The organism is Anaerovibrio lipolyticus (assembly GCF_021531495.1).
In the GTDB taxonomy this organism is placed as follows: domain Bacteria; phylum Bacillota; class Negativicutes; order Selenomonadales; family Selenomonadaceae; genus Anaerovibrio.
Map to the genome: position 1 here is coordinate 240952 of NZ_JADYTY010000001.1, position 11586 is coordinate 252537.

The 11586-nt window shown below is 46.3% G+C and carries 12 protein-coding genes; 2 read left to right on the top strand and 10 right to left on the bottom strand.

Annotated elements, in window-relative coordinates; genetic code table 11:
- Positions 1-19: 19 nt before the first annotated feature.
- The 9 genes from I6E26_RS01105 to I6E26_RS01145 form a co-directional block, all read right to left on the bottom strand.
- Entirely contained in the window at positions 20-241 is a 222-nt protein-coding gene (locus I6E26_RS01105; RefSeq protein WP_235319977.1) for a FeoA family protein, read from the bottom strand.
- A gap of 481 nt (positions 242-722) precedes the next feature.
- Positions 723-2336 (bottom strand): peptide chain release factor 3, encoded by a 1614-nt coding sequence (locus I6E26_RS01110; protein WP_235319978.1) that lies wholly within the window; start codon positions 2334-2336, stop codon positions 723-725.
- Positions 2337-2576: 240 nt separating this feature from the next.
- Positions 2577-3980 (bottom strand): methyl-accepting chemotaxis protein, encoded by a 1404-nt coding sequence (locus I6E26_RS01115; protein WP_235319979.1) that lies wholly within the window; start codon positions 3978-3980, stop codon positions 2577-2579.
- 142 nt (positions 3981-4122) lie between these two features.
- Positions 4123-5043 (bottom strand): dihydroorotate dehydrogenase, encoded by a 921-nt coding sequence (locus tag I6E26_RS01120; RefSeq protein ID WP_235319980.1) that lies wholly within the window; start codon positions 5041-5043, stop codon positions 4123-4125.
- Positions 5040-5834: a dihydroorotate dehydrogenase electron transfer subunit gene (locus I6E26_RS01125; protein ID WP_235319981.1), complete on the bottom strand. Its 795-nt coding sequence runs from the start codon at positions 5832-5834 to the stop codon at positions 5040-5042. Before I6E26_RS01125 ends, I6E26_RS01120 begins: the two co-directional genes overlap by 4 nt.
- A 75-nt stretch (positions 5835-5909) precedes the next feature.
- The gene (locus I6E26_RS01130) at positions 5910-6071 is read right to left on the bottom strand and encodes a hypothetical protein (protein WP_235319982.1); all 162 of its coding nucleotides are present in this window, start codon (positions 6069-6071) and stop codon (positions 5910-5912) included.
- A 23-nt stretch (positions 6072-6094) separates the two neighbouring features.
- Positions 6095-6424: an AzlD domain-containing protein gene (locus I6E26_RS01135; RefSeq protein ID WP_235319983.1), complete on the bottom strand. Its 330-nt coding sequence runs from the start codon at positions 6422-6424 to the stop codon at positions 6095-6097.
- A gap of 5 nt (positions 6425-6429) precedes the next feature.
- Positions 6430-7116 carry an AzlC family ABC transporter permease gene (locus I6E26_RS01140; protein ID WP_235319984.1) on the bottom strand — a complete coding sequence of 229 codons (687 nt, stop codon included), beginning with the start codon at positions 7114-7116 and terminating at the stop codon, positions 6430-6432.
- Between the two features lie 22 nt (positions 7117-7138).
- The gene (locus I6E26_RS01145; RefSeq protein WP_235319985.1) at positions 7139-8374 is read right to left on the bottom strand and encodes an aminopeptidase; all 1236 of its coding nucleotides are present in this window, start codon (positions 8372-8374) and stop codon (positions 7139-7141) included.
- 251 nt (positions 8375-8625) lie between these two features.
- On the opposite strand from I6E26_RS01145, the gene I6E26_RS01150 reads away from it, so the two are divergent.
- Positions 8626-9717, top strand: a complete 1092-nt coding sequence (locus I6E26_RS01150; RefSeq protein WP_235319986.1) for a M48 family metallopeptidase — start codon at positions 8626-8628, stop codon at positions 9715-9717.
- Positions 9718-9781: 64 nt separating this feature from the next.
- Positions 9782-10780, top strand: coding sequence for an AI-2E family transporter (locus tag I6E26_RS01155; protein ID WP_235319987.1), 999 nt, complete (start codon positions 9782-9784; stop codon positions 10778-10780).
- Between the two features lie 55 nt (positions 10781-10835).
- On the opposite strand, the gene I6E26_RS01160 is transcribed toward I6E26_RS01155, so the two are convergent.
- Positions 10836-11564, bottom strand: coding sequence for a TetR/AcrR family transcriptional regulator (locus I6E26_RS01160; protein ID WP_235319988.1), 729 nt, complete (start codon positions 11562-11564; stop codon positions 10836-10838).
- Positions 11565-11586: the final 22 nt, after the last annotated feature.

Consider the following 11586-nt stretch of genomic DNA (forward strand, 5'->3'; position numbering starts at 1 on the left):
GCTAAAATCTCCTTCCCAATTAGATTGCTGTTACCTGAATCTGCTCTGCATCCTTACGACGAATAGCCAAATTGTAAGAACGCAGTCCAATTGCAATAGGATCTCCCAGGGGGGCGGAACGCAACACCTTAATTTTGGTGCCTGGCAGCATACCCATTGTCATCAGTCTTTCCTTGAGACCGGATTCTCCAATGCTATCTACGCGGAGAGTCATACCGGTCTTGCCATCTTTCAATGTCATAGCCAATACCTCCAATGATAATGATACATGATTTCAAAATACATTGATAACTAATCTCAAAAATACTTAAATATGATAATCTTTATCAGAATCATTGTCAATAGCAAATGAGATTTTTTCTTAAAATTTTACAAATAAATATTTTAAACCATAACCATAAGCTACAGATTCAAACAAATAGGTGCAGATATAGGCCAACCAAATACCATGATTTCCCCATGCTGGTATAAAAGATTTCAAGCGTAGAAAGATGGCTTATCCAATATAGAGCATATATTATCAATCCTATCTCCACAAATGAAATAAACATGAGATTACCTAAAAGAATTTTATTAGCCAAGGAAAGCAATATGGCTCCAATTAATATCTTTGTATATTTTCCCATGACCGCTCCGGAAGATTTGCGGTAGGTGTAATATCACAAAATCCCTGCCAGCTGTAGGATTTGCAGCTAGCAGGGATTAGCTTACAGTATATAATTTTATGCTTCGACCTTGTCTATAGGCACTACATGGAGCTCTAAGTCTGGATTGTTATCGGTTATCCAGCCCAAGGCCCATTCGTTATTTACCAACAATACTGGGTTGTTGCGGCGGTCGTAGACGAACATGCCGCGGTCTGCACCGCGAAGGCTGGCTGGAGTTACCTCCCGGCCATCTGCATAGGTCATCCATCTTGCTACCTCATATGGCTGCATATTCATCACAATATCTACACCATATTCGTTCTTTAGACGATATTCCAGCACCTCAAACTGCAAAGTACCTACTGTGCCTACAATGTAGGATTCAGTGCCGGCACCTGCCTGCTGGAATAGCTGAATAGCGCCCTCCTGAGTCAGCTGCTCTACACCCTTGACAAACTGCTTTCGCTTCATGGTGTCCTTGGCCTGTACTCTGGCAAATTTCTCTGGTGGGAACACAGGGAAATCCTCGTAGCTAAACTTGTGGGATGGATCGCAAAGGGTATCTCCAATACCGAAGATTCCCGGATCAAATAGGCCCACAATATCTCCTGGATAAGCTTCATCCACAATCTGTCTATCCTGAGCCAGGAACTGCTGTGGCTGAGCCAGTTTAATAGGCTTGCCACTGCGATTGTGATAAACACTCATGCCTCGCTCAAATTTGCCGGAACAGATGCGGATAAAGGCCAATCTATCACGGTGAGCAGGATTCATATTAGCCTGAATCTTGAACACAAAGGCGGAGAATTTTTCATCATCTGGAGCAATCAGACCAGCGCTGGAATTTCTGCCTACTGGCTCTGGTGCCAGCTTGAGATATTCCTCCAAGAAATTCTGCACACCAAAGTTTGTCATGGCAGAGCCAAAGAACATCGGAGTCAGCTCACCACGAGCTACCTTGTCCAAATCAAACTCTTCACCAGCTGTATCCAGAAGGTCGATATCATCCACCAGAGTCTGATGAGCTTCCTCTCCCAGCATCTCTACGAATCTGGCATCATCCAAAGATCCGGTCACAGATGCCCTGGCGTTCTGTCCGTGGGAAGTATCATCATCAAAAAGCTCTATCTGCTTCTTCTGCCTGTCATACACCCCAAAATAGTTGCCATCAGTGCCAATAGGCCAGTTCATGGGATAAGAGCGGATGCCCAGCACATTTTCCAGCTCATCCATCAAATCCAGCGGTGCTTTGCCAAAGCGGTCCAGCTTGTTAACAAAGGTAAAAATAGGAATGCCCCGCTGCTTGCAGACCTTGAACAGCTTCTTGGTCTGCGCCTCCACGCCCTTGGCCACGTCAATAATCATGACAGCACTGTCCACCGCCATCAGGGTGCGGTAGGTGTCCTCAGAAAAGTCCTGATGGCCCGGCGTATCAAGGATATTGATGCAATAACCATTATAATTAAACTGCAAAACAGACGAGGTAACGGAAATACCGCGCTGCTTCTCTATCTCCATCCAGTCAGACACAGCATGATGCTGGGTTTTTCTCGACTTGATAGAACCAGCCAGATGAATGGCGCCACCGTAAAGCAGCAGCTTCTCCGTCAAGGTAGTCTTACCTGCATCCGGATGAGAAATAATCGCAAAGGTGCGACGCTTCCGGATTTCTTCTCTAAAATCAGCCAAAATCCTTCCTCCTGAAAAATTATTTAACTTCTTACATATACCACAAAAATCCTGTCCTGACAAGCAAAAAATCAGCATACCCGCCCAGGCCTGGCAAAATATCCTGCAAAGCGGCGTGCAGCAGCTAATGCAGCCCCCTGCACACCACACACAAAAAGCGACACGACGGAGCCGGAAACGGAATAATCTCCGTACCGGCACCGTCATGCCGCTACTTTGAAAGCACAAGCCCGTAAATGCCTACAGCTCGTTTTTCAATTTCTCCAGACTGCCTATAACAGTAGAGGAAAGAGCAGACAACTCATCCATCAGCTCATCCAGCTGCCGCTGCTTGTTAGCATGATAGGCATCAATGGCCTCCGCACAGCAGGAGTGGAATCTGGCGTGATCCTTCTCTAGCTGCCGGAACTCCGGCAGGTTGCCAAACAGCTCCTTGCCCTTGGAGGCGTACCACTTACCAAGGCGGCAGGTAGTATGGTCGCGGACATTGGATGCATCCAGGTCAATATTGCCCCACAGCATCTGGCTGATGCGTGCCCGCCACAGCAGGTGATCCGTCTTAGCCAGCTCCACATTTTCCTTGTCCGTAATATCCAGATCCAGACCGGCCAGGGCGGTGCGCATCTGGCTGGATGCCTTCAAGGCCTCATACACAAAGCGGTTGCAGTTTTTGGTAGAATCGTTCTGCCTATGAACATCATCCATGGTAGTACGCAGGGAGGCGGTCATCTCCTGGAAAGCTGCCGACTGCTCCTCAGCCAAAGGCGCCAGGATATTCACAGCATTGTCAATGCCGTCAAAGACACCTGTCAGCTTCTGGGTGTGGGATGTGGCTTCCTTTACAGCCGTCGTATTATTCTTGAAGGCGGAATCCATCTGGGTAAATTCATCAGTAATATCCTTGGAGGTTCCCTTGATGCTGGACAAATGCTCATTGATTTCACTTACGGACAGCTTGGACTGCTCCGCCAGCTTCCTTACCTCCTCGGCAACCACCGCAAAGCCCCGGCCATGCTCACCGGCGCGGGCTGCCTCTATAGAGGCGTTCAGCGCCAAAAGGTTGGTCTGGTCAGCGATGCCCCGTACCGTTTCCACCAGATTGTTGATATTGCCTGTATCCTTCTGCAGCTGGATTACACTGCCATGCATGCTCTGCAGGCTTTCCTCTGCCGCCGCAGTCTCCCGTGCAACAGTATCAATACTGCTCTCGGTATTGCGCATGGCCTCCATGCCCTTTCTGGTCTGGTCGGATGTCTCCGTGGCAGTTCCCGCCAGCCCCATAATCTCGTTGGCCAGTGACTCCACTACCTTGTGCATCTCATCAATCCTGGCAGAAACATGGGTATTCTCAGTAACAATGGCATTAAGCGCCTCGGACACCTCCGTGGAATCATATACCGATTCGTTCAGCTTCATCAGCATGGAGCGCAGATCACCTCGCTGCTTCTGCAAAAATGCCTCAATCTTTTTGCCCAGCCGCTGCAGCTCGGCAGACTCTACACGAGGCATTGACGCCGTATAGTCACCATCAATCGCCTTCTGCAGAAACCTGTCCAGGTTTTCCACATCCCGTTTCATCTGCGCACAATCCTCACCGCGGCCTGCAGCTTTTTTATTATCATTACTTGAGCCAAACAAAAACATCTCTCTATACCTCCTAGCCTCAATAATTATTTTCCTGTATGCTAATATTCGCCACAAAACAGGAAAAACCTCTTTTTCCAGTCAAAATGTTGCAAAATTGAAAGTATTTTTTACAACAGACTCCATATAGAGTGCTTTTGCATCAAATCCTGACCTGCCCCACCAGCTCAGAAACATGCTTCAGCCCCACTGCCTCCAGATAGGCGTCGATATCCTCTGCAACCCGCACCACAGCATCAGGATGCACGAAATTCTCTGCACCCACAGCCACGGCACTGGCACCTGCCAGCAAAAATTCCACCGCATCCTCGCCGCAGGTAATGCCACCCAGTCCGAGAATAGGAATCTTCACCGCCTGAGCCACCTGCCATACCATGCGGACAGCAATTGGCTTCACAGCCGGGCCGGAAAGCCCGCCTGTAATATTGCCCAGCAGCGGCCGCCGCGTGCGAATATCAATCACCATGCCCGTCAGGGTATTAATCAGGGCGATGGCGTCTGCACCAGCCTCCTCCACGGCCTTCGCCATGACGGTGATATCCGTCACGTTTGGGGACAGCTTCACAATCACAGGCTTCTTCGTATTTTTCTTCACAGCCTCGGTAACAGCTGCCGCTGCCCGCGGGTCAGTGCCAAAGACAATACCGCCTTCCTTGACATTCGGACAGGAGATATTCACCTCCACGCCATCCACACCGTCCACATCCAGCTTGGCCGCCATCATGCCGTAGTCCTCCACCGTACCGGCGGAAAAGTTGGCAATAAATGCCGTATCAGGGGCTTCCTGCCTCACCTTTGGCAGAATATCCCGCAAAAAAACATCTATGCCGGGATTTTCCAGGCCGATACAGTTCAGCATGCCGCCAGGGGTTTCTGCCACCCGCACCCCATTGTTGCCGGACCGGGGCAGGGGCGTCAAACCCTTGCTGATAATCGCCCCCACATCACCCAGATTCAGAAAATCCTTATATTCTATGCCAAAGCCAAAAGTGCCGGATGCTCCCATGACAGGAGTTTTCATCTTTATTCCGGCAAAATCCGTCGCCAGTCTTTCAAAATTCATTTCTCAAAAACCTCCTCCGCAGGGAATACAGGGCCATCATGGCAAATCTTCCATCTCTTGCCACTAATCATTCCCTCAAAGGTACAGCCCAAGCAGACGCCAACACCGCAAGCCATGCGCTTTTCCAAGGAAACCTGGCATTCAATGCCCTGCTCCATAGCCAACTTGGCCAATCCCTCCATCATAATGGTAGGGCCGCAGATTTTGATATGACGAATATCGTAACGACTGAGAATCTCCGGCATAGCATCAATGGCAAATCCCTTGATACCAGCAGAGCCATCATTGGTGGTTACGATGATTTCCTCTGTAAAATCCTTCAGATAATCCTGCCAGAAAAGTTCTCCCTCATTGCGAATGCCCAGCAGGAAAACAGGCTTGTTGGCAGGCTCAAGTTCAGCCAAACGACGAGCCGTATAAATCATAGGGGCTACACCTACACCACCGCCAATCAACAGGGTGCGTCCCCCTGCCTCCAGGCCATCTGACTCAAAGCGGAAACCACCGCCTAGAGGCCCCTCTACGCTAAGTTCCATAGTAGGCTCCAAGCCGGCCAGTTCCTGAGTCCCCTTGCCGGCCACACGATAAATCAGCAGAATACGGCCCTGTTCTCTATCCACATCAGCTATACCAAAAGGCCGCCGCAGAAAAGTACCGCCATTTTCATTTTTCACCATAACAAACTGCCCAGGCTCAGCCTCAGCAGCAATAGATGGCACCTGAATCACCATACATCTTACATCATCAGACAAAATGTCATTTGTCACAATGGAACCTGATTCCACCAACATTTAGCTACACCACCTGTTTCTATAGGATTACAAATTACATACCTTTTTATTATACTATATTTCGTTCTCTAATGGTTATTTATTTTTCTTCTGCTCCTGCAAAAGCCGTACCAGAGCAATCACTGCTACACCAATGCCACAGATACTGGCAGCTCCAGAGGCTTCCTCTGGGCCAAATTCGCTAACCAGCCACATAAGTAGAACCAAGCCAACCAATATTTTAGAATTAAGCTTCATTTATTTTACCTCTTAACAAAATTTTATCCCAGCATATATTGTGCAGCTCCATAAGCTAGCAAACCACTGATAATGCTATAAGGCAAGGAACGAGTAGCCGCTGCTACTGGCAATACTATGATAGAAGCCAGCAGCTCCTTGTTCTCCCAGCTGAAGCGAAAACCATCTACACCAGTTCCAAAAATAGAGGTAAAAATCAAAGCACCAAAAACCGCTGTAGGCACATATTGAAGCCACAGCCGAAAGCCCCTAGGCAGCTCCCGGTTCCCCAGCAGAGCAAAGGGCAGGATTCTAGGAATATAAGAAACAACAAACAATCCAAAAATACACAGCAAAGTATCACTATAGCTCATTATCCTCATCTCCCCATACGCATTTCATAAAAGGCTGCCAAAGCTGCTGCTATCACCGTAGCCACTACCACATTCAGCATATTGGTTAACCAGTAGGACAAAAGCAAAGCCAAAAACCCACCCAGAATACCTGTCAACACCAGACGGGCATTGAGAAAATGAAAGGACCATAAACCGATGAACATGGCAATCAGGGCATAGCTTACCAAAGCCGTATCAATATAAATGCTATTACCAAGATAAAGTCCCGCTAGATTAGCCAATATCCATGAGCTATGACCAATAATATTTACGCCCAGAGCATTTTTGCCATTCCATTCTGCATCTAGTGCAAATTGATTTTGATTCACCGCAAAACTTTCATCCACAATTTCTTGGGCAAAAAAGGCCTTGTAGAGGCGGCTTTCCTTGGACAAATACTGATTGAGAATCAAAGCATATAAAAGATGCCGCAGATTTACAATACATACTGTCAGCACTACTGGCATAATGGTACTGCCGCTGCCAATCATGGCCAAGGCAATAAACTGACCACTGCCAGCAAAAAGGAAAACCGCCATCATCAGCATCTGGAACCAGTCAAAGCCCACCTTTTGGGCTAATATCCCACAGGCCATGCCCAGAGGAATGTAGCCAAAAATAATGGGCCAGGCCGCCTTAAACACCTTTAATTCAAAATATCCCTTTAGCAAATCACACATCTCCAAATCTTAATTAGTCAAAGCTAACAAAATTTCCCTGACGGAAAACTGAAACCAGAGTGCCATCAGCCTTAACCCCATCTATCTCCATATCCTTGGTACCAATCATAAAATCCTCATGTATCAAGGAATCATTTACGCCATGCTGAGCCAGCTCCACGCTATTCATTTTTTCTCCTCCCTGAATACAGGTAGGATAAGCCTTGCCCAAGGCCAAATGGCAAGCCGCGTTTTCATCAAAAAGGGTGTTGTAGAAAAGAATCCCGCTGTTGGAAATAGGAGAATTATAAGGAACCAAGGCCGCCTCTCCCAAATGGCTGGCCCCTTCATCCATAGCCAGCAACTGCTCCAACACCTCCTGACCCTTGGTGGCAGAAGCCTTAACAACCTTGCCCTTCTTCAGCTCCAGACATATACCTTCTATTAAATTGCCATTATAATTCAAAGGCTTGGAGGCGTAAACCAATCCATCTACCCTATTCCTATCTGGCAGGGTATAAATTTCCTCCGTTGGCATATTGGCCACAAATTCTACCCCATCACCAGCAATTTCCGCACCACCAGCCCAGATATGTCCCTCTGGCAAGCCTACAGTCAGCTTGGTTCCTAAGCTATTGCTGTATTTCAAAGCAGTAAATTTCTGTTCATTCATAAATTTGCAGGCCCGCTGCAGAAAAGCAATGTGATGCTGCCAAGCCTCCACTGGATTATGCTCCTCATCAATGCGTACAGTAGCAAAAATCTCTTGCCACAGCTTGGCCACAGCTGATTTGCCATCCTCTTGGGCAAATACCTTGGCAGCCCAGCTTTCTGTAGGAATGGATACCACACACCATCTCAGCTCATTATTCATCATGGCCTGACGATATTCCAAAAGTGCCACCCCGGCAGCCCGCTGACTTCTGGTCAGCTTGTCTGTATCTACATTCTGAAAAATAGTAGGATCTGAGGCGTGAATGGAAATTACTGCTGCTCCCTTAGCCTTGAAATCCATAAACATATCCCGGCGCCAGGCAGGAAATTCATCAAAAACCTCTGCCTCTGCTTTATCCAGGCGAATCCGTGCCAATCGTTCATCTGACCAGATTACCTTTACATCTTTAGCTCCGGCCTCAAAGGCAGCCTCTGCCACCCGACGGGCAAAATCACTGCATTCAATAGGGGAATTTATTACCAATAGCTGCTGTGGCTGGAGGTTTACACCAGTTCTTACCACCAACTCTGCATATTTATTCAAAAGCTTATCCATATTGCAAGCTCCTTTCGCCATACATTTTTATTTTCAGATATATACCAAATATTATAACCAAATTTAATCAATATAGCAATCTCGCTTTTCAAAGTCTAGCTTCCTTGTAAATTTACCTGCATATTTTCACAAATCCTAAGCAATACTACTCAAAAGAACATTCTAATGGTATTTTAATTTGCCTAATCGTTCTTCATGTATTAATATAATAATATCAAGCCTATGGAATAGAATCTTATGGAGGTTTTAGTATGTTGAACATGAAAAAGAATCTAACTAAGTTGTTAGTAACCTGTATGGCTGTAGGTATGCCTATAACAGCAGCCCTGCCCTCTCAGGCAGATGCCAGCGTATTAGGCTCCGTTATTGCTGCTGGCATTCAGATGTCTGCTCAAAATGAACAGTTAAAGGCCATGAACAATACCGAGGAAGGTCGTCAGGCTCTCTTTCAGTCCATGAAGGAGCAGCAAGGTGTTAATACAGATCCTGGGTTGAACCAGCGGGTAGACCGGATTATGGCCAATCTTTCCCAAGCCATTGCTCAGGTAGATCCATCCATCAATGATATGCCTTATAATTACTATATTAATCCAGATACCAGCTTTAATGCAGCCTGCTCTCTGGGACACAATATGACCATTAACACAGGTATTTTTTCTCTGCTGACCACTGATGATGAAATTGCCGTAGTACTAGGCCATGAAATGGGCCACGGTCAGAAGAATCATGTACTGAAGGGCTATCAGAAAAGTATTCCTGTAGATTTGCTGGCTACAGCAGTGGCTGCTGGCGGTGGCTATGGTGCCGCTTTAGGTGCCGGTGTAGTGGCCAACTACATTGACAAGGTTCATATTTCCAAGCCTTTAGAGTGGGAAGCTGACAACCTGGCCTTTGAGTATATGACTCATACGAATTATAATATTGGTGCCACTGCTGCTGTATGGCAAAAGGTTATAGAGGAATATGGCTCTAACAAGGGAAATTTCGTAGGCGATATGTTTAGTCCATCTGACCATCCAACCCATGAACAGCGCCGAGATTCCTATGCTAAGAAAATCTCCGAATACTCTAATGGGGTTGTTACCGTAGCAGATGGAGTGGTTAAAATTCATGGTAAGGAGTTTGTAACTCCTGCTTCTATTAGTTCCATGAGCGGTGCTGAGCGTTCTTATTTTGTAGCCGGCAATCTGGCTCGTTATTACAAACGAGGCACCAGAAATATTCCAGAAGCTCATGTGGTAAATGGCATAGTATATGTTGAGGATCAGGCTATTATGACTCCGGCAGAGGGAGATTTATCTGCTCAAGAGCTGGCCGACCGCTTCAACAAGCTGCGGAAATAATTTCCTTGGAAAGTCGGAATGCTCTACCCTGAATATGAAAAAATAAAAGTGAGTTGATATACATATGTGGAATCGCCATAAAACATCTATAATTGTGGGTGTTGCCATTATCTGCCTGCTGGCAGCTTTCTGGTATATGCCATCTTTCGCCTTTGTCTTTTTCCTATCTGTGCTTTTGACACTGTTACTTCTGGATTTGGTAGACAAAATGGCTCTGAAACTGCCCCGGGGGCTAGCCGCCTTCCTTGGCTTAGCTGGTTTCTTGGGATTGTTACTGGGACTTGTAGCCATTGTTTCCAGCACCTTTATTCCTACCCTGTCGGAATTTACCAATGAACTGCCACGGCTGGCCAGCAATATTCAAAATATGCATGGCTGGACAGAAAGCGGTATTTTCAAAACTGGATTGAACGAGGCCTGGGCGGAAGCATCTAATTTTATCACAGATGCTATCCGTTCTTCCCTGCTAATTGCCTTTTCTGTTTTCAACAAATTTATTGATTTTATCATTATTATCTTTTTATCTTTCTACATGCTTATGGATGGAGATAAAATCAAAAAATTTGTGGCTAGACTTTTCCCAGCCAAGGATGTAAAGCGGATTTCTCTGCTGATTGATAGAATCCTGCTGTCCCTGCGGCTATATGTCCGTAGTCAGCTGGCCATCTGTGTTCTCACCGGCTTTATTGTTTATGGCTATTTCACCATTATGGATCTGCCCTTTGCCTCTGTATTTGCTGTGGCTTCTGCCATTAGTGAGTTTGTGCCGGTGCTGGGCCCTACTGTAGCCTCCTGCTTCGGTATCCTTATGACCGCTATTTATGATCCTGAATTGGCCATTCAGACAGCTATCTTTTACCTAGTTATGACTCAGATAAACCATAATGTTGTCTATCCAGCCATTGTAGGCCGCTCCCTGAATCTACATCCTGTGGCCATTATTCTCTCCATCATTTTAGGCGGGGAGCTGCTGGGAGCTGCTGGTATGTTTTTGGCCGTTCCTTTTATGGTGGTAATTCGCCATGTTATTGAAGATATCAACGAACATAGTCATTTAATGTAATAAAAAGACCTCTAGGACCATCGTTTCCTAGAAGTCTTTTTTAGTTTGTCAACTTTTAAAACTCATATTCACATGGCAGGGAAGAGATAGGCTTCTCTACCAATTCCACCCCAATATCCTCCCAGATGCTGCCATATTCGCGAATTTTGCTGGCAATCTCTGCGGCTTCCTTCTTGGTGCCAAACATCTCACAGGCCATACGAATTAGCCGTTCTCTGGATCTTGGCAAGGAAATAGGCCGACGGAAGGACATTTCTGTTAAACAAGCATGCATAGCACCCTTAATCATCAGGGTGTTTTCGTAATATTCCTCGTCACTTCTTTCGTATTTGGTGCCGTTAAAGAGGTTTCTGGCCATCTCATGGAACTGGGCAATCATACCCTCAAAGATAATAATAGAATCGTAACCCTTCTTATAACTATCCCGTACTATCTGATTATCCGCCAGTACCTTCAACTCTACCTGACAAACTGCAGCATAAATAAATAGAGGCGATTCATTTTGGAATCTCAAATTGATACGACGAATACAATCCCGCATCAGCTCCAACAGAATAGCGTGGAAAATATCTTCCTTGTTTTTGAAGAAATAGTAAATACTGCCAGTCAGAATGCCGGAATGCTCCACAATCTTACGAATGGTAGTCTTGCTATATCCTTCCTCCGCCAACAGGCATTTTGCGCTATTGATAATTCTTGCTCTTACGGCTGATGCATGGTCGTGATTTCCCACCAGCTTCTGAATATTGCCATCCTCGCTGGCATAAGTTTTTCTTCTTGCCATTTCCCAAGTCCCTCTCTTTTTC